The sequence below is a fragment of the Caproiciproducens sp. CPB-2 genome, assembly GCF_036287215.1.
Taxonomy (GTDB): Bacteria; Bacillota; Clostridia; order Oscillospirales; family Acutalibacteraceae; genus Caproiciproducens.
Window position 1 is genome coordinate 3308241 of the sequence record NZ_CP142860.1, and the last position, 22128, is coordinate 3330368.

Consider the following 22128-nt stretch of genomic DNA (forward strand, 5'->3'; position numbering starts at 1 on the left):
TCCTACCGTATAATTCCGTATATCCCCTCGGTGTCCCGAAAATCCGGTATGATGACGCGCGCTCCGGCCGCGATCAGGCGGCTGCGTTTCCACTGGTTGACGCCCCGGCGCTTGCTCTCCTCCGTCGCCACGCCGACGGCAAGTCCACCGTGTTTTGCAACGAGTTCCACCTCCACAAAGCCATCCCCGAACGAAATAAGTTCGTCAGGACGAATATGTTCACGGTTCAACATAGCATTAATGACCAGCTCTTTTGAACATTCCACCATTGCGTCGTGGGCACCGTGGATCCCCCCGTCAAACACTCCTTGAAGTCCCAGAAGCTTCGCCTCGTACAGAACGTCCTCTTCATCCGTCCCGCTTGCCAGATAGCATTTGATGCCGTTCGACCGCAGAAGCTTCAGGAACGGACCGACCCCGGGGACAAGCCACTCCTCCGGATCCGCTTCCCCCGCGGCAAGCCGCTCCTTTCGCTTAGCTATTCGCAGTTCAAGGCGGCGCAGATACTCCTTCTTGTAGACAATAGGCTCGCGCTTCGGACCACCACGTTTCACGACCTCCTCATTCAGCTTAATGCACTGAAAAATCGTCTGCTTCCCCGTGAGATCCGTGACAAAATCGAGCGCAATTTTCCTGATGGCCTCCTCGCTTTCGGGCGTGGCGGTACTGCGGAGAACCTCACAGAAATAAGGAATCATAATATCTTGCCAGCCCTCTCGGATCAGACTGACTGTTCCATCAAAGTCAAACAATGCATAGCGAATCGAAAAGCGATTTTTGTCCCACAGGCGGACGATTTCAAGTTTTGGTTCCATACTGCTCTCCATATTGTTTCAACCTCTTCTTCACCTCGTGCCGCAGCTTTAGGAAAAGCCTCATTCATTGATTTGGAAAAGAATATTTCAGGCTGTCTACTAAAAGTTTGACACAGATAGTAATTAATTTGTTTCTAAATTGGATATTCCATAATCTTTTTCAAAGGGATTTTTTGTAAATAAAAGAAGGCTTTTTCGCATCTCTATTTGGTCTGAATATTTTACAATATGCTTAAAATTTTCTTTTTATCTATTTATATATTATATTTTTCCAATAATATCTGTATAGAGAAATTCATCCGAAAAGGCGTAATTTTGTCCATTTCAAATATCTTTACAGATTTTGGTCCCAGAAGCAGACAAATTCGGAGTTCGTATAGACTACCGCGCAAACAGTTTCCGTTCCATTCGTTTCTATTAAAAGGAAACCTGGTTTCTTGGATCAAATTTCTCTATAAAAACACAGCGCATATGGCCGAAACGAGACCGTCAATCGGAACGTAACAATATAATAAATAATCTCAAAAAGAGATGGATTGCGAGACTTTCAAAGTTGATCCCATGGAGTTGTTGAATTTGATATGGACCTATCCACTATTTGAGCCATTGATTCAACTGCCATCAATGCGAGAATGATATGTCAGAGCCAAGCCTATAATATATCCTCACAGATTTATCGTTCGACCAGCCTTGCCGGCGATTGGATATCCAGAAGCTTTCCATTCTTTTGCCGCGAAATTTTGTTGGCAGAGGCCGCAAACGCTTTTGCAAAGGCAATGCCGATTTCCCCGTCCCCAAAAAGAATCGCGTCGGGCAGGCCATGGCTTGCGCTGAGGCCAGCGAGCCTATGATGAGGATCAGGTTGACATCGTAAACCAAATGGAAGACGACTACCTGAAGACTGGAGACGAAAAGCCATCACAGGATACAGAAGCGCTGCTCCGTATCATTCAGGACAACCCGGACTTGCTCGCCAAACTGTTGGCCTCCGTCAAGTAATCAGTTTGCTTAGCTAAAAACAGTTTAATCTCCAAAAAAAACCTTAGCTGAGCTGTTTTTCAGCCCGAAATCGACTTCACAGCGACTTAATTTCCTTAGCTGTACGAGTTCCCAGAATATAAAAAAATGCTTACCCACAACATGACTTGTGAGTAAGCATTCAGGCCGGAAACCCTTGTCCGGACTGGGTTTGATGGCACGCCTGAGGGGATTTGAACCCATGACCCCCGCCTTAGGAGGGCGGTGCTCTATCCAGCTGAGCTACAGGCGCATATTCAATTTTGTGTACCGTTCGGAGTTCGCCTTAGGAGGCGAACGCTCTATCTAAGCTGAGCTACGGAGACAAATAAAGCTGTAAGGCGGGTTTCCGCGGGCATCCTCCAAACGGCTCTCTTTCAGCGGAAATCGCATACAACTTTTATATTATAGGATATCACGGCGCCTTTGTCAATTACTCCTTTTTGGGGGATTCCCTCCCGTCTCCGTCCTGCGCCGCCTGGAAAAAACCGAAGATCAGCAGCATCATGGAGGTCAGGGAAATCAGAATAATGATATACGGCAGCCAGGTCATGGTCGCGTAATCCACCATTTTCCTTTTTGCCGCGCTGTAAAAACAGGCCGACGCCGTCGCGTACAGCGCGCAGAGCACCACGGAAGCGCCGAAATTTTTTCTTTCCTTCAGCACCCTCATACAAATAATAATCGCGGCCGGGAACACGCAAGCCATCACCATATAGAAAAGCGCGTCGTCGGAAAAGCCCATGCCCGCGTAGCGGTTAATCATCTGAAAAACACTCAGCGAAGTGTCTCCTGCGGCGGCATCCCCGACAATGGTCCCCGCCGGCAAAAACAGCGCCCCGATCAAAAAAAGCTGCAGCAGGGTCACCATGATTTTAATCTGCCTCTTGTTCAACCGTACCCGCCTCCTTCCGGTATATATCCCTTGAATACAATTCCCCATGCTCCTGAGAGCATGGGGAATGTCTGTCAAAGCGTGCGGAAATTTATTTTGCTCTCTTTTCCTTTACAGCGGCCTGCGCGGCAGCCAGACGTGCGATCGGCACGCGGAACGGTGAGCAGGATACGTAGTTCAGGCCGACATTGTGGCAGAACTCGACGGAAGTCGGGTCGCCGCCGTGCTCGCCGCAGATGCCGAGGTGGATCTCGGGTCTGGTCTTGCGGCCAAGCTCGACCGCCATCTTCACCAGCTTGCCTACGCCGTTCTGGTCAAGGTGGGCAAACGGATCGGACTCATAAATCTTGTTCTCATAGTAGTAGTTCAGGAACTTGCCGGCGTCGTCACGGCTGAAACCAAAGGTCATCTGGGTCAGGTCGTTGGTGCCGAAGCTGAAGAACTCCGCTTCCTTGGCAATGTCGTCCGCGGTCAAAGCGGCGCGCGGAATCTCGATCATGGTGCCGACCTCGTATCTGAGGGATACGCCGGCTTCCTTGATGATTTTATCGGCGGTCTCCGTAACGATATCCTTTACAAACTTGAGCTCTTTCTGCTCGCCCACCAGCGGAATCATGATGCGCGGCTCGGTTTTGAACTCAGGATGCTTCCTGTTGACCGCGATAGCGGCGTTGATGACGGCCGTCGTCTGCATTCTGGCGATTTCCGGATAGGAAACGGCAAGACGGCAGCCGCGGTGGCCCATCATCGGGTTGAACTCGTGCAGGCTCGCAATGACGTTCTTCAGGTCCGCGACGGTAATGTTCAGCTCGCCGGCGATTTCCTTGATGTCCTCTTCCTTGGTCGGCAGGAACTCGTGGAGCGGCGGATCGAGGAAGCGGATGATGACCGGACGGCCTTCCATCACTTCGTAGATGCCCTCAAAGTCGCCCTGCTGGAACGGAGTGAGCTTGACAAGCGCCTTTTCGCGCTCTTCGGTGGTCTTGGCAACGATCATTTCACGCATTGCCTTAATACGCTGACCTTCAAAGAACATGTGCTCGGTACGGCAGAGGCCGATGCCCTGCGCGCCGAAATCACGGCCCTGCTTTGCGTCCTTCGGCGTGTCGGCGTTGGTGTAAACTTCCAGCTTACGGGCAGCGTCGGCCCACTTCATGAAGCGGTCGAAGTCGCCGGAAATTTTGGCGGCGGCAGTCGGAATCGCTTGTGCGTAGATATTGCCGGTGGAACCGTCGATGGAAATATAGTCGCCCTCTTTCACGGTCTGGCCCGCGAGGGTAAATTGCTTTGCGTCATAATCGACAACGATTTCGCCGCAGCCGGATACACAGCAGGTACCCATGCCGCGCGCAACAACCGCCGCGTGGGAGGTCATGCCGCCGCGTACGGTGAGGATGCCCTGTGCGACCGCCATGCCTTCGATGTCTTCCGGAGAGGTCTCCAGACGGACAAGAACGATCTTCTCGCCCCTATCGTGCCATTCCTTCGCGTCCTCCGCGGAGAATACGACTCTGCCGCAGGCAGCGCCCGGGGAAGCCGCAAGGCCCTTGCCGATTGCCTTTGCCTTTTTAATGGCGGCTGCGTCGAACTGCGGGTGGAGCAGCGCGTCAAGCTGCTTCGGTTCCACTCTCAGGACGGCCTCTTCTTCGGTGATCATGCCTTCGTCCACCAGGTCGACGGCTACTTTCAGAGCGGCCGCCGCCGTTCTCTTGCCGTTTCTGGTCTGGAGCATGTAGAGCTTGCCGTTTTCAATGGTGAACTCCATGTCCTGCATGTCTGTATAATGTTTTTCAAGGTTGTTTGCAATCTCTGCGAACTGGTCGTAAACTGCCGGCATTTCCTGCTGGAGGTGGCTGATCGGCTGCGGGGTACGGATACCGGCGACAACGTCTTCGCCCTGTGCGTTAATGAGGTACTCGCCAAAGAGAGCCTTTTCGCCCGTAGCCGGGTTGCGGGTAAACGCAACGCCCGTGCCGGACTTGTCTCCGGAGTTGCCGAACACCATGGCCTGTACGTTTACCGCGGTGCCCCAGTCGTAGGGGATTTCGTTCATGCGGCGGTATACGTTCGCGCGGGGGTTGTCCCAGGAACGGAATACGGCCTTGACGGCTTCCATCAGCTGAACCTTCGGGTCGGTTGGGAACTCTTCGCCCTTCTGCTCCTTATAGAAAGCCTTGAACTTCTGAACGAGCTCTTTCATGTCGTCCGCGTCCAGCTCTACGTCCTGCTTTACGCCCTTTTTCGCTTTCTGGGCGTCGATGATCTTCTCAAACTCTGTTTTGGAAAGCTCCATAACAACGTCGGAGAACATCTGTACAAAGCGGCGGTAAGAGTCGTAAGCAAAGCGCGGGCTGTTTGTGATCTTTGCAAGCCCTTCCACAACGGTGTCGTTCAGGCCAAGGTTCAGGATGGTGTCCATCATACCCGGCATGGAAGCGCGGGCGCCGGAACGCACGGAGACCAGCAGCGGGTTTTCCGGGTCGGCGAACTTTTTGCCGCAGATCTTTTCCATTTTTGCAAGGTATTCATAAATTTCAGCCTGAATATCGGCGTTGATTTCGCGGCCGTCCTTATAGTATTGCGTACAGGCTTCGGTGGAAATCGTAAAGCCCTGCGGAACAGGCATGCCGAGAACGGTCATCTCGGCTAAGTTGGCGCCTTTGCCTCCGAGAAGCTCTCTCATTTTGCCATTGCCCTCGGAGAAAAGGTAAACGTACTTGTGGCTCATTAACAGTACCTCCTATTAAATTGTTTGTTTTGACGAGCTATATTAATTTGTAATTTTGTAAATAGTCGCTCAAAACGTATTATAGCAAAAAGAGTTGGAAATTACTATATGTTTTTTTATAAAACCGCCCGATATTTCAAATTAATTTTTGTAAAAACAGAGTATCTTTCACAAATCCTCTTCAAAAGTTGATTTATATCTTGAAAATTCTGATTCTTATGAGATAATAGAGATAACCTAAAATGTATTTTTATGCTCAAACGCGAATGCTATAGATAATCACGGAGGAAACAACATGCCAGAGGAATGCTGTGCAGTAATTCTTGCCGCCGGCGAGGGGAAACGGATGAAGTCCAACCGCCCCAAAGTGCTTTCACCGGTGCTTTTCAAGCCGATGCTGCAATGGGTGATTGATTCCGCGCACGGCGCGGGAGTTTCCGGTATCTGTGTAGTCACCGGCTATATGCATGAGGAGGTCGAGCGGTACCTTTCCCTTCTGAACGAAAGCGGCGCCTTTGCCCCGATTTCCCACGTCCTTCAGCCCGAGCGCAAGGGCACCGGCCACGCCGTCATGATGGCCGAGAGCTTTCTGCGCGGCCACCGCGGGGAAAATGTCCTGATTTTAAATGGAGACGCGCCGTTTGTCGGTTCCTCCGTGATCGGCGAAGCGCTGAAGGACCACGTTGAGAACGGCAACGCGGTTACCGTCATTTCCGCCGTTCTGGACGACCCCACCGGGTACGGCCGCATTGTGCGCGACCCGGAAACCCACCTGATCAGCGCGATTGTGGAGCAGAAGGACGCGGACTTCGCGACCCTTTCCATCTGTGAAATCAACTCCGGCGCATACTGGTTCCGCGTAGACGACCTTCTGGATATTCTTTCCAAAATCCGGAACAACAATGCGCAGGGTGAATATTATCTGACCGACGCGGTCAAACTGCTGATCGAAAACGGCAAAAACGCCGGAGCCCATACCACCGGCGACGCAAACGCCGTGCTGGGTGCGAACGACTGCCTGCAGCTCAACGCGCTGAACTCCGTCGCCCGCGACGAAATTCTCGCCCGCCATATGCGCAACGGAGTGGAAATTCCGTGCCGCGACGGCGTGATGATCGGCCCGGACGTGGTCATCGGCAGCGATACCTGTATCTTACCCGGCACCATTTTGCGCGGAGCAACCGTCATCGGCTGCAACTGCACTGTGGGGCCGCATTCTTTTTTATCGGACTGCCGGGTGGGGGACGGCGTGCAGCTGATTTCCGTGCAGTGCGAAAACAGCGTGATTCCATCAAACAAGGCCGTTGCGCCTTTTTCGGTTATTAACCAGAATATAGTTTGAGTCAACAGAATACAGGGGGATATGCAAATGAACTTTCATGGCAAGGATATCAAAATTTTTGCTGCCAACGCCAGCCAGCGCGTAGCAAAACAGATTTCGGAGTGTCTGGGCCTTCCGATGGGCAAGAGCGAGGTTTCCACCTTCAGCGACGGTGAAATTTCCCTATCTCTTTTTGAATCGGTCCGCGGTTCCGACTGCTTCATTGTCCAGTCGACCTGCGCCCCGGTCAACAACAACCTGATGGAGCTGCTCATTATGGTCGACGCGATGAAACGCGCTTCCGCGGCGCGCATCACCGCCGTCATGCCGTACTTCGGCTACGCCCGTCAGGACCGCAAGGCAAAAGCCCGCGACCCGATTTCGGCAAAGCTCTGCGCCGATCTGATCACCACCGCCGGCGCAGACCGCGTGCTGACCATGGATCTTCACGCACCCCAGATTCAGGGCTTCTTCAATATCCCCGTGGATCATCTTCTCGGCGCGCCGATTCTCTCCTCTTTCCTGAAAGAGCGCATCGGCGACGAAACCGACGATTACGTGATCGTATCCCCCGACTTGGGCTCCGTTACCCGCGCGCGCAATTTCGCCGCCCGCATCGGCTGCCCGCTCGCGATTGTGGACAAGCGCCGCCAGAAGGCCAACGTGTGCGAGGTCATGAACATCATCGGCGACGTAAAGGGCAAAAAGGTCGTGCTCGTCGACGATATGATCGACACCGCCGGGACCCTCTGCAACGCGGCCAGCGCCATCATGGACAAGGGCGCGAAGGAAGTCAACGCCTGCGCGACCCACGCGGTCCTTTCCGGCCCGGCCATCGAGCGCATTCAGGAAAGCCCCATCAAGGAGCTCGTCCTGCTCGACACCATCCCCCTCGCTCCCGAAAAGCATCTGGACAACTTTACGATTCTGCCCGTCGCCCCGCTGTTCGCGGAGGCAATCGAGAGGATTTACGAAGACAAGCCCGTTTCCCCCATGTTTGTCTGATAAATAAAAAAACGCAATATCGGGTGGGGCAGAGCAATCTGTCCCGCCGCATTGCTTTCCCCCTGTTCCGAATCGGGCGGGGCACCGGAGGGAGGGACGGCCTCCCCCGGCATATGTTAAACTCCCCCACCAAGTGGCGGCCCCTTCAAAAATCGGGGCCGAGTTATAATCTTTTTCAGTCGGGTTTCTATTAGGTGAACTCCCTCAGTCAGGCTGCGCCTGAGTCCCCTCGGGGAAGGGGCCGAACCCCACCTCCCCCTTTGAGGGATTTGTTTCGGAGTGCTCCAAGACCGATTCAACATGCAACTGTCTGAGAGCGCCGCCGTAGGCGAGTGCCGACCGCATGGTCCGCGCCCGGCGCGACGAAGGGAGTTTTCTCGGAAATATCTCACGTCTCCGTATTCTTTTTTCTAATCGTTAGTTCTGCCCTCAGGCCGGGCGGGCCCCTACTTTCGGTTCTTGTACGAAAGTAGGCAAAGTACGCGCAGGGGGATTTTGAATTCCCGGCGGGAGTCCTCCATAAAATCCCCCTGCACCCCCAGGTATCCCCAAAGTGTCTTTATGTGGCACATCACCTTCGCGGTTTTCATTGACGGGAGGTACGGCAACTGGGATTAAACTCCCTCAGTCAGGCCGCGCCTGCCAGCTCCCTCAAAGAGGGAGCCAAAAGAGGCCAAGCCCCCGCCTCCCTCTGTGAGGGAGGTGGCGCGCCCTGCGCGCCGGAGGGAGTCTCGGAGCAATCCACTCCCGATTTAATGTAAGCTAATTGGAAGCCTCGCCGTAGGCGCCTGCCGACCGACAGGTCCAAATATCAGATCGAGGTTACGGAACATGTTTAAAAACATCTTTGCAAGAAGCGCCGAGCCGGCCGGCCCGGTCGAATACATTGTCGCCGGTCTGGGCAACCCCGGCGGCAAATACGAGGGCACGCGCCACAACGCGGGCTTTATGGCGCTGGACTATATTGCGGAGAAGGCCGGGGCGCGGGTCGACCGCGTCCGGTTCAAGGGGCTGACCGGCACCGCCGTGATCGGCGGGAAAAAAGTTCTTCTGCTCAAGCCCTCCACCTATATGAACCTGAGCGGGCAGAGCGTCACCGAGGCCATGGCCTTTTACAAGCTGCCCCCGGAAAAGGTGATCGTCCTTTTCGACGACGTTTCGCTGGAGCCGGGCCGCATGCGCATCCGCATGAAGGGCAGCGACGGCGGCCAGAACGGCATGAAAAACATCATCTACCTGAGCGGGAGCGACCGCTTCCCGCGCATCAAGCTCGGCACGGGCGCAAAGCCGAACCCCCAGTGGGATCTTGCCGACTGGGTGCTTTCCAAATTGACGGAAGCGGACAGAAAGGCGCTGTACGAGGCGATCGACCACGCCAGCTCCTCCGTGGAGCTGATGGTTCGGGGAGACGCCGCCGAAGCGATGAACAAATATAATTCATAACGAACGCATATAATAGAGAAGCAAGGAAGAGAATGGAAAAGCACGATTTTCCGATTCCTTCAGAATAAGGGAGATTTCATGAAATTTCTCACCAACGCCATCAGCGGCCTCAAGGAGTTTCAGGAGCTTGAAGCCGCCGTCAAAACCTCTGCGCTGCCGGCGGCGGTCACCGGGCTTTCCGGAATCCATAAAGCAAATATCATTTACTCGCTCTGCGTAAAATCAAAACGCAGGGCTTTTGTTGTTGCCGGCGACGAAAACGAGGCCCAGCGCCTGTGCGACGACCTTGCCGCCATGGGCATGAGGCCGCTGTTTTACCCCGTGCGCGACTTCAATTTCCGCGACACCGCGGGCAGCAGCCACGAGTACGAGCATCAGCGCCTACAGGTGCTGGAGCAGACGCTGAACGGCGCGTGCGACGCGGTCGTCTGCTGTATGGACGCGGCGCTCCAGTACACCATCCCCCCCGCCGAGCTGAAAAAACGCACCGTCACGCTGAAGGCGGGCGATACCGTCTCCATGGAGCGGGTGCTTGCCGCCCTGACCGCCTGCGGGTATGAGCGCGCCGTCCAGGTGGACGGCACGGGCCAGTTCTCCCAACGCGGCGGCATCCTGGACATCTTCACCCCGGACGCGCCCAGCCCGGCGCGCGTGGAGTTCTGGGGCGACGAAATCGACACGATTTCCCTGTTCGACCTCGAAACCCAGCGCCGCACGGAAACCGCGGAGCAGCTCGTCATCGCCCCCGCGGTGGAAGCGCTGATCGAAAACCCGGGGCTGCTTGCGGACAAGATCATGAAACACGCGTCCACCCTGCGCGGAAAGACGGCGCCCGCCGCCAAAACCGTTCTGACGGAGCAGGCGGAAAAGCTAAAAAACGGCGTCCGCATCGGATGCGCGGATAAATATATCTCCCTGCTGTACGGCGCCACGGCGACCCTGTTCGACTATATGGAGCCCGGCACCCTGCTGTTCGTCAGCGAGCCTGTCAAGTCCAAGGAGCGGATGCGCAGCACGCTGTGGCAGTGGGGCGAGGACGTCAAGGACCTTCTGCAGGAGGGCACGCTCTGCCGCGGGCTGGATACCTTCAGCGGGGACTGGCCGTACGCGCTCGATCTGTGCGAGCGGCGTGGGGCGGTCTATCTGGACACCTTTGTGCGCGGCAGCTACGAAACGCCGGTGCGCACCCTGATCGGGATGACCGCGCGGCAGCTTTCCGTCTGGGGCGGCAGCACCCAGCTTCTGAGCGAAGACGTGCAGAACATGATGGCGACCAGATGGGCCTGTGTGGTGCTTGCCGGGAGCGAGCGCAGCGCGCGGACCACCGCCGCCGACCTGCAGGCGGCCGGGCTGCCCGCTGGTTACGTGGAAAACCCGGAAACCGTCCAGCGCGGGACCGTTGTAGTCACCACCGGGGCGCTTTCCGCCGGGCTGGAATACCCCGGCGCGTTTTTCGGCCTGATCACCCACGGCCGCCTGATCACCGCGCCCGCCAAAAAGGCCAGGCGCAGCAAGAACAGCCAGGAAATCTACAGCCTTGCGGAGCTGACCCCCGGCGACTACGTGGTGCACGCGTCCCACGGTATCGGCGTGTTCGAGGGCATCCACAAGCTCGACATGCACGGCATCGTCAAGGATTATATCAAGCTGCGGTACGCCAAAAACGACACCCTGTACGTCCCTGTGACCCAGCTGGACATGGTTTCCAAATACATCGGCCCGCGCGAGGACGCGACCGTCAAGCTGCACCGCCTGGGCGGCGCGGAATGGCAGAAGGCCAAGGCGAGGGTCCGCGCGGCGGTCAAGGATATGGCGAAGGAGCTGATGAAGCTCTACGCCGAACGCATGCAGGCGAAGGGACACGCCTTCCCGCAGGACAACGAGTGGCAGCGCGATTTTGAAGCGCATTTTGAATACGACGAAACGGAGGCCCAGCTCCGCTGTATCGACGAGATCAAGAGCGATATGGAGCGGGAAGCCCCCATGGACCGGCTTCTGTGCGGAGACGTGGGCTTCGGGAAAACGGAGGTCGCCCTGCGCGCCGCGTTCAAGTGCGTTACGGACTCCAAGCAGTGCGCCATGCTCGTACCCACCACCATCCTCGCGTGGCAGCACTTCCAGACCATCACCAAGCGCATGGAGGGCTTCCCGGTCCGGATCGAGCTGCTTTCCCGCTTCCGCACGCCGAAGCAGCAGGAGGAAATCCTGCGGCGTTTGAAGCGCGGGGAGATCGACATGGTGGTCGGCACGCACCGCCTTGTTTCCAAGGACGTGAAATTCCGCGATCTGGGACTGGTCATCATCGACGAGGAACAGCGCTTCGGCGTCGCGCAGAAGGAAAAGCTCAAGGCGCTGTGCAAAAATGTGGACGTCCTCACCCTTTCGGCCACGCCGATCCCGCGCACGCTGAACATGGCGCTCTCCGGCATCCGCGACATGAGCCTGATCGAGGAGGCGCCGCACGACCGCCACCCGGTGCAGACCTACGTGCTGGAGCACGACGGCGGCCTGATCAGCGAAGCCATCCGGCGCGAGCTGCGGCGCGGCGGGCAGGTTTACTACCTGCACAACGACGTCGCCACCATTGAGCGCACCGCCGCCCGCCTGCAGGCGCAGATTCCGGAGGCGCGCATCGGCTTCGGTCACGGCAAGATGAACGAGCAGGAGCTTTCCGAGGTCTGGCGGCGCCTGATCGAGCACGAAATCGACGTGCTCGTCTGCACGACGATTATTGAAACCGGCGTGGACGTGCCCAACGCCAACACGCTGATTATTGAAAACGCGGACCGGATGGGCCTTTCCCAGCTTCATCAGATCCGGGGCCGCGTGGGGCGGTCCAGCCGCCGCGCCTACGCTTACCTGACCTTTACGCCCAACAAGGTGCTGACGGAAATCGCCCAGAAGCGGCTTTCCGCCATCCGCGAGTTCACGGAATTCGGCTCCGGCTTCAAAATCGCCATGCGCGACCTTGAAATCCGCGGCGCCGGGAACATTCTGGGCGGCGAGCAGCACGGCCATATGGAAGCCGTCGGCTACGACATGTACCTGCACCTGCTGGCGGAGGCGATCAGCCGCGAGAAGGGCGAAGCCCCGCCCGAGTACGACCGGGAATGCCTGGTGGATATGCAGATTCAGGCCCATATCCCGGAAAGCTACATTTCCAACCTCAGCCAGCGGCTGGAGATTTACCGCCGCATCGCGGACATCCGCACCCGCGAGGACGCGCTCGACGTGACCGACGAGCTGATCGACCGCTTCGGCGACCCGCCGGAGAGCGTGAACGGCCTGATCGAGGTCGCGCTCCTGCGCAACCTCGCCTCCCAGCTGGGCATTTATGAGATCAAGCAGCAGAACGACGTTCTGCTCCTTTATAAGACAAACATCGACATGAAGCAGGTCGGTTCCCTCATTTCCTCCATACGTTCCCGCGTGATGCTGAACGCCGGAGCGAAACCGTACATCAGCGTCAAAATCCTTCCGGGCGCCACCCCGCTGGACACCCTGACCGAAATCCTCAACACGATCCGGGAATAACGTCATACCGCGCAAAAACTCACCGGTTTTCCACCAAGGTTTCACACAACCTTCACAAAATCGCCGGGCGGCGTACTGGACAAGCCGGACGGATAAGAGTATAATAATCTGGTGAAACTTGAATCAGGTCTTGTTGACAGACGAGGCCCGGCACCTGTTCAAATTTGGCTGCGCACAAGCGCATGGAGGTAGTTATGTTAAAGAAGTCGAAAAAGGTGGTCGCCGCAGTGCTGGCCGTCGCCATGATAGCGGGCATGACCGCGTGTAAAAGCGACAAAAGCTGGGCGATGAAAAACGACAGCCTGACCGCTCCTATCGGAGTATATATCTATAATCTGTATTATGCTTACCAGAATGCGCAATCCCTGGCGACGGACACGTCGAAGCCGCTTCTGGAACAGAAGATCGACGGCAAGGACGCGGAAGCCTATATAAAGGAAAAAGCGCTGAATTCCACAAAGATGCTCTTTGTGATGAACGATAAAATGAAGGAGCTCGGCCTTTCCCTGACCGCGGACGAGACGAAGTCCATCAGCTCCAGCACGGATTCCCAGTGGGCGCAGGCAAGCTCCACCCTTGAAAAATACGGCATCTCAAAGAATTCGTTCAATCTCGCGTATTCGGACTATTACACCAAATACCAGAAGGTGTTTACGGCTCTCTACGGCAAGGGCGGCAAAAAGGAAGTTTCCGACGCCGACCTGAAAGCCTATTTTGAGAAGAACTACACCGACTATTCCTATTTCCTCAAGCCGCTTTACAGCACCGACGCCAACGGCAGCACGGTGATGATCACGGAAGCCGAACAGGCCGCGCTGGAAAAAGAGTTCAACGGCTACGCGGCGGACATCAAGGCCGGAAAAATGACCATGCAGCAGGCTGCCGACGCCTATAAAACCTCTTCCAAACAGACGACCGACCAGCTTCAGTCCGGCACTGAAATTCTGGACAGCAACTCCGGTTTCCCGACGGATTTCATTTCCCTCTTCTCTTCCATGAAGCCGGGCGAGGTCAAGGCGGCGGAAATCTCCGGCACCTATATGGTCGCGATGAAGAACGACGTCACCAAGAAAACCACCGGGCAGCTCGGTACCGAAAGCACCCGCAACTCCATTCTGGCCCAGCTGAAAGGTCAGGAATACTCCGACGAAATCGAAAAGGAAGCGGCGGCGTACACCAACGTTACCCTGAACCAGAAGGCGATCGATTCTTATAAGCCTTCCATGTTTGAGACCAAGACTTCCTCCGCAGCGGCAACTTCTTCCGCCCCGGCCTCTTCGGCGGCCGCCTCAGCGGCAAGCGCCGCATCGTCCAAATAAACAGCTAAAACAAATCAAGGGCGCAGACAGAAGCTTCTGTCCTCGCCCTTTTCTTTTCTATATCTACCGTCTTTACCGTCAATGAAAACCATGAAGGTACCGTGCCACATAGAGACATTTTGGGGATACCCCGGGGGTGCAGGGGGATTTTATGGAACCCTCCCGCCGGGAATTCAAAATCCCCCTGCGCGTCCTTTGCCTACTTTCGGACAAGAGCGAAAGTAGGGGCCCGCCCGGCCTGAGGGCGAAGCTGACGATCAACTCTTACTTGCGGCGATGCTCGCAGATAGTTATCTATTGAATCAAAAGAGGAACTCCCGGGGAGACTCCTTCCGTCGCGCCAAGCGCGACACCTCCCTCAAAGAGGGAGGCAAGGAGTTCGCCCGTCAGTACAGCACCACGGTGCCGCCCTGTACGGCGCAGCTGCACTCATAGCTTTTCTGGGTCCCCGTCTGCACGTCAAATACCGAATTGAACTCAAAGGAATCCCTGTCGTCCGCAAGAACATAGCGGGCCAGGATAAACCGGTCGTCCACACAGGCGAAAAACTCCCCCAGCTCCTTGCTGTACCGCGTGTGGATTTCGGAATTCAGCACGCCGTCCACCCGGTAACCGTCCTCTTCCTCCGTAATCCGGTAGACCCGCGCGCCGTTGCCGTCGATGCTGAACATGGCGGGGGCCTCGTCCTCCTTCAGATTCAGCTCCGCCACAATCGACTTTTTTCCCGTCGTCTTGTCGTAAGCACAGATTCTCTGGTCGCCGGTCGGAAAATACTTGACCCGGAAATACAGGCTGCCGCCGTCCATTCCCGCAAAACGCACCAGCCCCGGGGTCCCCGCGCTCAGGATCAGCTCCAGCGGGGCGCGCTCCTCCCCGGTCTTGACGGCGACAATAAAGTCGAACAGCGGGCAAAGCCAGACGTTGTCGTTGATATTGTCGCCCAGCCAGCGCATGTTCCGGTAGCAATGCTCCTTTTCCGCCTCGTCGCCGTGCGGCTGCAAAACCAGAAGCTGTCTCTGCCCGTCCGCCTCGTAGGTGATAAGCCCGGCGCTGTCCGCGGTACAGACGCGCGGGTCGCGCACGTAATAGTACTTTTCATCGTCAATATCGTAAAGATACGCCACTTTTTCAAAACCGGTCAGCTTTTTGTAGTCCTCAAACAGCGCCCGGTGCCGCGCGTTCTCTTTGGTATAAATCATCAGGTGGCTTTCATCCAGAGCGGTGCAGTCCGAAAACCCGCCGATAAAGTTCAGCGTGGCCATGTTCCTTTCCGCGCCCGTGCGCTTGTCGATCCGTAAAATCCAGGCATCGCTTTCCCCGCTTTCCATCACGACGATGATGTCTTCCGGAAAGCTGAAGAAATGCTGTACAAAAGCCGGATTGCTCAGAAAATAGTTCGCGATGATCCGCTCACGGCGCGTGACGCGGTTATATTCCAGAATAAAGAGGTTGTTGTGGCCTTCCTCTCTCTTCTCTTCTGCATAATAAATGAAATGATCGCTGATTTCAATCAGCACGTCGTTACAGCTTGCAAAGACGTTTCTCAGATCGACAACCTTCACTCCGAATCCCTCCCGTTCTCTTTATTATAGCATAAAGGGCCCGATCGTCCATCCCTGTTTTTGACTTTCCGGACGCTTCCTTTTTTTCAGATTGATGGGATCATAATCGCACGCGATGAGGATACCCGTTCGCCAATTTACAAATACGCCACAACAGCGCGCCGCAGCTGTGGTATAATAGCCATAAAGACGATTCCATAAGAAAAGCGGGTTGGGAAAGCAATGCGTCAGACAAAACACGGCAGCGTACTGGAAGTGGATATTCACGGCATGACCGCCGGCGAGGCCAAACGCGGCCTGGAGCAGCTTTTGACCCGCGCGGACAAAAGCATTTCGGAAATCCGCGTCATTCACGGCTACAACAGCGGCCAGGTGCTGCGCGACATGGTGCGCAAGCAGCTCAAGCATCCGCGCATTTCGGCCAAGCTCATCAGCCTGAACCCCGGGGAAACGCGCATCCTTCTAAAATAACAAGCGGGCAGGAAACCCTGTCCGCTTTCTGATATCCTGAAAATTTCCCGGGTAATATTACCGGTTCCTTTCCGGGGCAATTTTTTTACCGGCCAAAATCTTCCTTTTTCCGTAAAATCCGGGCTATTTTTTAAATTCCTCGATCCGGAAACGCGGCCTTGCCTTGACTTCGCTGTAGATCTTGCCGACGTAGCCGCCCACCACGCCAAGACACAGCAGCTGGATGCCGCCGAGCAGCCAGATGGAACAGACGATCGCCGTCCAGCCCGCGACCGCAAGGCCCATAAAATACGAAACCAGCGCGTAGATCAGTCCCAGAATGCTCAGCAGGGACAGGACGATCCCCAGGGTGGAGATCATTTTCAGCGGCTTTACGCTGAAGGACGTGATGCCGTCCAGTGCGAAAGAAAGCATTTTTTTCAGCGGATACTTCGACTCGCCCGCAAAGCGCTCGTTCCGGTCGTAGTACACGTAGTCGCTGCGGTAGCCGATAAGCGGCACGATCCCGCGCAGGAACAGGTTGACCTCTTTGTATTCGCTCAGCGCGTCCAGCGCGCGGCGGCTCATCAGCCGGTAATCCGCGTGGTTATAGACGACGTCCACCCCGAGCACCTTCATGAATTTATAAAAGCCCTGCGCGGTGGTGCGCTTAAAAGTCGTGTCCGTCTCGCGCTTGTTGCGCACTCCGTAGACCACGTCGCAGCCGTCGGTAAACTTGTCCACAAACTGGTCCAGCACCTCAATGTCGTCCTGCAGGTCGGCGTCCAGGCTGATTGCGCAGTCGCAGTACTCCTTCGCGGTCATCAGCCCCGCCAGAAGCGCGTTCTGGTGGCCACGGTTGTGCGCGAGCTTGATCCCGCTGACCAGCGTATTTTCTTCGCAGTACCCGCTGATCAGCTCCCAGGTGCGGTCGCGGCTGCCGTCGTCCACAAGGAGCATCCGGCTTTTTCCGTCGGCGCGCCCGGCCTTGATCATGGAATTCATTTTGATTGTCAGCCGTTTCACCGTTTCCGGCAAAACCTCTTCCTCGTTATAGCAGGGTATCACCAAATATACAGTAGGCATAATTCCCTCCGATAAGGTCGTCATTGTGTGGTTTCCGGCGCTTCGGGCGGTGGTGTCTGCCCTTCCGCCGGGAGCTCTTCGTATTTGATCCGGTACGTTTTCCGCTTGCGCGGCTTCCTTTTGTCATACGCCCGGGTTACAAGATAAAATACCAGATACAGCGCCGCGCCGCCCGCGGATACCGCCGCGCCCAGCTTCAGGCCCGGCGTCGCGTAGTCAAAGCGGACGACCGACTCCCCGGCCGGCACCTTCACCGCCATGAACCCGACGTTTACCTTGGCGATTTCCGCCGGTTTGCCGTTGACCTGCGCGCTCCAGCCGCCTTCCCAGGGAACGCTGAAAAATACGAGCCGTTCCTTGTCCGCGGTCATTTTTGCGGTAAAGCCGCTGTTGTCCCGCTCAAAAGAGGAACAGGCTTCCGACTTCCGGTTCAGGCAGTCCTCAAAATAGGCGCTCTGCGTGAATTCGCCGGACAGGAAATCGTCGTCATGGGGAAGAATCCCGGCGTACTTCTGCACGTCGTCGTTTTCCAGCACCAGCGTTTTCAGCAGAAGCAGATGCCGGCTTTCCTTGTCCACCTGCTCGTATTCCGCGCGGGTAATATAGGAATCGTAACTGAACCCCATGGGGATATAATAGTCGTTCTCGTAAATATTGAAGCCGTTCTGCGCCGCGTAGAACGTCCAGCCGGGCATCGCCGGGGTATCCCCACCCTCGTCCCCCGCGAAATTCTTGCCGCTCTGTACCGAGTCAAACAGCCACCGGCAGCTGGTCAGCCCGCGCAGGCCGTAATACTTGGCCTCCGGCCGCGAACCCACGTCGCGCTGAACGCCGATGGACGGGTAGAAATCCATAATGGAACCCGGCACGATGCTGTGGAACGCCTGGATCGTCGGAATCTGCCAGTACATGGCCTGATTGTCCATGCCGTCGTAAACGTCGATACGGCAGTTTTTGGTGTCGGGCAGCCGGATGTCTTTCCCTCCGTTGAGAGAATAGGGAATCAGCTCCCGGTGGGCGTCGTCGCTCTGGGTTTTCCCCAGCGCGATGAAAAACAGCGAATACAGAACGGAAATCAGGGCCACCCCGCCCATACAGCGACGGATAAACAGTTCTTTGTCGCGGCGGTACCATTTAAAGAGAATCGTCAGCAGGGTCAGGCTTAAAAGCGCGATCGCCACATACGTCCAGAAACGGGTGGGGTAATCCTCCAGTCCGAAGGAAGTCACCTTTTGCCCGTCCTGCTGCGTCGTGGTCACCATCAGCCCGATGGGCAGCGCGATTCCCAGCGTGATGCCGGTCGTCCACTTGATGGAACTTTTCCAGTCGATGCACTCCCTCTCGAGCGAGATCACCGTCGCAAGGCTCATCATCAGGGTCAGCATATAGAACCAGCGCGCGTAATACGACGCGTTGAAAAGCTGGAACGCGGAATTCAGGATCGGAATAAAAGCCATCAGGAACAGGATCCCCAGCAGCTTTTTCAGCCAGTGCTCCCTGTGCATGCGCAAAAAGCCGATGACCCCGGTCATGCTGAACAGCGGCAGCCACGCGCCGAGCGAAGCCCACTTTGCTTCCGACTTCGGGGTGAAGTTGGGCCGGGCCGGAATATCCGGCGGGAAGAAGAAGCATTCTAAAATGTGGACATAGCGCTGGTTCCAGTCGTAGAGCAGCGCGTTCCAGCCCTCGGGCGGGTTGTCCACCCGCGGGTTCTGGATCACCGCCAGGATGGTCGGCACCAGCAGGACGGCGGCGCACAGGACGCCGATCACGGCCTCGCAGATAATCAGCAGGAAATCCCTGAGCGTGATTTTCCAGTTGCCGGTCAAAAGACGGGTAAACCCGTAAAGCAGTGTGAAAACAACCTGTCCCACAAAGAAATAGTAATTGACAAAGCAGCAGGCGAACACCGTCACCGCGAAGATTCCGCGCCGCCGGGTGTAGATATATTCGTCCAGCGCCCAGAGCATCACCGGGAAAAAGATAATCGCCTCATGAAAGTGGTTGAAAAAGATATTGTAGACCGAAAAGCCCGAAAACGCGTACAGCATTCCGCCGATGACCGCGTAATCCGGATTTTTGACGTACCTTTTCAGATAGAGAAAGCCCGTCAGGGAAGCGCAGCCGAATTTCAGGATCAGCAGCGGGCCCATCAGGTGCGGCACCATCCAGCTGGGAAACGGGATGGTCAGCCAGAAAAACGGGCTGCCCAGCAGGTAAAACGAATAGGAGCCGATAAAATTGGCGCCCAGGTCGGTCGTCCAGCTCCAGCCGATATTGCCGCTGCGCACCGCGTCGTGGCACATCTGGTAAAACGGAACCTGCTGTACGTTGAAGTCGCCGTAAAACAAAAAATAACCGTTATCAAAAATAATAAAAGGTATGAAAAAGAGAAAAGCTATTCCCATGCCGTAAAGCAGGGCCTTCCAATAATAATTTTGTCTCCCTTTGCGGGTCAGCACACCTGTCAAACCGTCGCCCCCATATTCCTGATTAACATATTATATCACACGGTTTTGTCTGAACAAAGCGAATTTAAAAATTACAGGACTGTTTCTTGCAATATTTACCGTTTGTTATTATATTGGTTATAATGTCGTAAAGAAGGACGTCGAATACGCCGTAGGTGCGTGCCGACCGCATGGTCCGCATTACCGCAAGTGGGAGTTGATCGTCAGCTCTGCCCTCAGGCCGGGCAGGCCCCTACTTTCGGTTCTTGTACGAAAGTAGGCAAAGTACGCGCAGGGGGATTTTTAATTCCCGGCGAGAGGGTTCCATAAAATCCCCCTGCACCCCCGGGGTATCCCCAAAGTACCTTTGTGTGGCACGATACCGTTTTGGTTTTCATTGACGAAGGATACGGGAAGGCAGGACTTGGCCCTCTCCTTGGGGGAGCCTAAAAAGGTCGAACCCCCGCCTCCCTCTTAGAGGGATTTGTTTCGGGGTCCTCTAAAACCGATTCAACATACAACTGTCTGAGAGCGCCGCCGTAGGCGCGTGCCGACCGCATGGTCCGCGCTTGGTGCGACGGAAGGAGTCCCCCGGGAGCATCTGCCGTCGATTCAACATACAACTGTCTGAGAGCGCCACCGCAGGCGACTGCCGACCGCATGGTCTGTAAAATATAAAAAATAAAGGGGAAAATACAATGTTTCATTTTTATGCGATGCTGTCGCGCATGAAATACATCTGCCGCTGGGGGCTGATGCGCAACACCCGCAGCGAGACCCTGAGCGAACACAGCTTTGAAACCGCGGTCATCGCCCACGCGCTGGCCGTGCTGCGCAATACGCGCTTCGGCGGCCATGTCAGCCCGGAGCGCGCGGCTCTGCTTGCGCTCTACCATGACGCGGCGGAAATCATCACCGGCGACCTGCCCACGCCGGTCAAATACTTCAACCCGAACCTCCGCTCCGCCTACCGCGAGGTCGAAACCGTCGCGCAGGAAAAGCTTCTCAGCCTTCTGCCGGACGATCTGAGGCCAAGCTACGAATCCGTCTTCACCGCGGCGCAGGAGGGCGACCGGGAACTTCTGCCGCTTGTCAAAGCCGCAGACAAGCTTTCCGCCGTCATCAAATGCATGGAGGAAAAAGGGATGGGCAATTCCGAATTTACCAAGGCGGAAGCCTCCCTGCGCCGGACCGTAAGCGATCTCCACCTGCCGGAGGCCGACTGCTTCGTCGCGGAATTCCTGCCCTCTTACGCTCTGACACTGGATGAACAGGACTGAACTTCCATATTCTGTTTACAAAATTGTTCTTTTAAAAAATTATTCTTTTTCCGCAAGGGGTTATAATATAGCGGTTATTACTTTAAAAAATGTCGATTGAGGACTGATGTTGTGAATAAAACAAAGAAAAGCCCGAATAAGGGCAAAAGTAAAAAAGCTCTCATCCGAAATATAGCGATCTTATTTTTGAGTGTCGTCCTTCTGATTTCCGGCGTCGGCTGCGTTTATGCCGACCAGATGCTCGGAAGGATCAATTTTGTCCCGCTGGAGGACCCGGTTTCCAAGGTGGAAACCGCCCCGATTTTCCAGGAGGGAACCGCCAGCGGCGACACCAGCGCGCAGGCGGGCGTTCTGGGCGGGCTGTACCACGACGACGCCATCACCAATATTCTGGTCATGGGCGTGGACGATTACCAGCCGAACGACCCCGGCCGCAGCGACAGCATGATGATGGTTTCGGTCGATTCCCGCCACAAGAAGCTGAAGCTGACCTCCTTTATGCGTGACATGTACGTCGCGATCCCCGGCCACGGCAGCCAGCGCCTGAACGTCGCTTATTCAACGGGCGGCCCGCAGCTTTCCGTCTCCACCATTGAAGCGAACTTCGGCACCGATATCGACCGGTTCGTACTGATCGATTACGCGTCCTTCTCCAAAATTGTGGACAAGCTCGGCGGCGTGACCATGACCATCACCTCCGGCGAAGCGAAGCTGATCAACCAGAACTCCGGCGATCCCCGGCGCAACCTGTCCGCCGGCACCTTCCTGCTGAGCGGCAAGCAGGCGCTCTACTATTCCCGTATCCGTGCCATCGGCGACGACTTTGAGCGCACCGAGCGCCAGCGCAAGGTTTTTTCCAGCATCGTCAACAAATTCAAAACAGCGAACCTCGGAACCATCAATCAGGCGCTGTACGATATTCTTCCCCTTGTTACCACCAATATGACAAAAAACGAAGTGCTGAATATGGCGACGAACGCGCTGACCTACCTGAATTATCCCGTCAGCCAGAACCGCATTCCGGCGAACAACGAATATACCTCTCAGCGGGTCTCCATCGGCGGTTCCCCCGCGGACGTGCTGGTGCCCGACCTTGAAAAATGCCAGAAAACCGTCGCGGATTTTATTTATGAGGACGATTTGCCGAGCAAAACCTATCAGGGAAAATAATCAGGCTGCGGCAAAATTGTTTTTACAATTTTGCCGTTGCGCGATTTTATCGA

General features: G+C 55.8%; 14 protein-coding genes and 1 tRNA gene. 8 read left to right on the top strand and 7 right to left on the bottom strand.

Annotated features, from left to right (window positions below):
• Nucleotides 1-2: 2 nt before the first annotated feature.
• The 4 genes from VXK30_RS16490 to ppdK all read right to left on the bottom strand — a co-directional run bounded on the left by VXK30_RS16490 (nucleotide 3) and on the right by ppdK (nucleotide 5455).
• Entirely contained in the window at nucleotides 3-815 is an 813-nt protein-coding gene (locus tag VXK30_RS16490) for an HAD family hydrolase (RefSeq protein ID WP_275714479.1), read from the bottom strand.
• Nucleotides 816-2008: 1193 nt separating this feature from the next.
• Nucleotides 2009-2085, bottom strand: a tRNA-Arg gene (locus VXK30_RS16495).
• Nucleotides 2086-2265: 180 nt separating this feature from the next.
• The gene (locus tag VXK30_RS16500; RefSeq protein WP_275714481.1) at nucleotides 2266-2727 is read right to left on the bottom strand and encodes a hypothetical protein; all 462 of its coding nucleotides are present in this window, start codon (nucleotides 2725-2727) and stop codon (nucleotides 2266-2268) included.
• Between the two features lie 91 nt (nucleotides 2728-2818).
• Nucleotides 2819-5455 carry a pyruvate, phosphate dikinase gene (gene ppdK, locus VXK30_RS16505; RefSeq protein ID WP_275714482.1) on the bottom strand — a complete coding sequence of 879 codons (2637 nt, stop codon included), beginning with the start codon at nucleotides 5453-5455 and terminating at the stop codon, nucleotides 2819-2821.
• Between the two features lie 295 nt (nucleotides 5456-5750).
• On the opposite strand from ppdK, the gene VXK30_RS16510 reads away from it, so the two are divergent.
• The 5 genes from VXK30_RS16510 (at nucleotide 5751) to VXK30_RS16530 (ending at nucleotide 14077) form a co-directional block, all read left to right on the top strand.
• Nucleotides 5751-6797, top strand: a complete 1047-nt coding sequence (locus VXK30_RS16510; protein WP_275714484.1) for a sugar phosphate nucleotidyltransferase — start codon at nucleotides 5751-5753, stop codon at nucleotides 6795-6797.
• A gap of 27 nt (nucleotides 6798-6824) precedes the next feature.
• Nucleotides 6825-7781 carry a ribose-phosphate diphosphokinase gene (locus tag VXK30_RS16515; protein WP_275714486.1) on the top strand — a complete coding sequence of 319 codons (957 nt, stop codon included), beginning with the start codon at nucleotides 6825-6827 and terminating at the stop codon, nucleotides 7779-7781.
• 831 nt (nucleotides 7782-8612) lie between these two features.
• Nucleotides 8613-9224 (top strand): aminoacyl-tRNA hydrolase, encoded by a 612-nt coding sequence (pth, locus tag VXK30_RS16520; RefSeq protein ID WP_275714488.1) that lies wholly within the window; start codon nucleotides 8613-8615, stop codon nucleotides 9222-9224.
• A gap of 78 nt (nucleotides 9225-9302) precedes the next feature.
• Nucleotides 9303-12758 carry a transcription-repair coupling factor gene (gene mfd / locus VXK30_RS16525; protein WP_275714491.1) on the top strand — a complete coding sequence of 1152 codons (3456 nt, stop codon included), beginning with the start codon at nucleotides 9303-9305 and terminating at the stop codon, nucleotides 12756-12758.
• A gap of 194 nt (nucleotides 12759-12952) precedes the next feature.
• Nucleotides 12953-14077 carry a peptidylprolyl isomerase gene (locus tag VXK30_RS16530; RefSeq protein WP_275714492.1) on the top strand — a complete coding sequence of 375 codons (1125 nt, stop codon included), beginning with the start codon at nucleotides 12953-12955 and terminating at the stop codon, nucleotides 14075-14077.
• A 386-nt stretch (nucleotides 14078-14463) separates the two neighbouring features.
• Here the strand turns inward: VXK30_RS16530 and VXK30_RS16535 are convergent, their stop codons facing one another.
• Entirely contained in the window at nucleotides 14464-15639 is a 1176-nt protein-coding gene (locus VXK30_RS16535; RefSeq protein WP_275714494.1) for a hypothetical protein, read from the bottom strand.
• Between the two features lie 222 nt (nucleotides 15640-15861).
• Between VXK30_RS16535 and VXK30_RS16540 the strand changes: the two genes are divergently transcribed.
• Nucleotides 15862-16110, top strand: a complete 249-nt coding sequence (locus VXK30_RS16540; RefSeq protein ID WP_275714496.1) for a Smr/MutS family protein — start codon at nucleotides 15862-15864, stop codon at nucleotides 16108-16110.
• 123 nt (nucleotides 16111-16233) lie between these two features.
• Here the strand turns inward: VXK30_RS16540 and VXK30_RS16545 are convergent, their stop codons facing one another.
• Nucleotides 16234-17178 (bottom strand): glycosyltransferase family 2 protein, encoded by a 945-nt coding sequence (locus tag VXK30_RS16545; protein WP_275714728.1) that lies wholly within the window; start codon nucleotides 17176-17178, stop codon nucleotides 16234-16236.
• A 17-nt stretch (nucleotides 17179-17195) separates the two neighbouring features.
• Nucleotides 17196-19637 (bottom strand): YfhO family protein, encoded by a 2442-nt coding sequence (locus VXK30_RS16550; RefSeq protein ID WP_275714730.1) that lies wholly within the window; start codon nucleotides 19635-19637, stop codon nucleotides 17196-17198.
• 686 nt (nucleotides 19638-20323) lie between these two features.
• On the opposite strand from VXK30_RS16550, the gene yfbR reads away from it, so the two are divergent.
• Nucleotides 20324-20905, top strand: a complete 582-nt coding sequence (yfbR, locus tag VXK30_RS16555) for a 5'-deoxynucleotidase (RefSeq protein ID WP_275714498.1) — start codon at nucleotides 20324-20326, stop codon at nucleotides 20903-20905.
• Nucleotides 20906-21016: 111 nt separating this feature from the next.
• On the top strand, nucleotides 21017-22075 hold the full coding sequence (locus VXK30_RS16560) for an LCP family protein (protein WP_329493803.1): 1059 nt from the start codon (nucleotides 21017-21019) through the stop codon (nucleotides 22073-22075).
• Nucleotides 22076-22128 lie beyond the last annotated feature (53 nt).

Coding starts and splice junctions, on each gene's coding strand:
- VXK30_RS16490 (WP_275714479.1), bottom strand. CDS start 815: ATGGAACCAAAACTTGAAATCGTCCGCCTGTGGGACAAAAATCGCTTT.
- ppdK (WP_275714482.1), bottom strand. CDS start 5,455: ATGAGCCACAAGTACGTTTACCTTTTCTCCGAGGGCAATGGCAAAATG.
- VXK30_RS16510 (WP_275714484.1), top strand. CDS start 5,751: ATGCCAGAGGAATGCTGTGCAGTAATTCTTGCCGCCGGCGAGGGGAAA.
- VXK30_RS16515 (WP_275714486.1), top strand. CDS start 6,825: ATGAACTTTCATGGCAAGGATATCAAAATTTTTGCTGCCAACGCCAGC.
- pth (WP_275714488.1), top strand. CDS start 8,613: ATGTTTAAAAACATCTTTGCAAGAAGCGCCGAGCCGGCCGGCCCGGTC.
- mfd (WP_275714491.1), top strand. CDS start 9,303: ATGAAATTTCTCACCAACGCCATCAGCGGCCTCAAGGAGTTTCAGGAG.
- VXK30_RS16530 (WP_275714492.1), top strand. CDS start 12,953: ATGTTAAAGAAGTCGAAAAAGGTGGTCGCCGCAGTGCTGGCCGTCGCC.
- VXK30_RS16540 (WP_275714496.1), top strand. CDS start 15,862: ATGCGTCAGACAAAACACGGCAGCGTACTGGAAGTGGATATTCACGGC.
- yfbR (WP_275714498.1), top strand. CDS start 20,324: ATGTTTCATTTTTATGCGATGCTGTCGCGCATGAAATACATCTGCCGC.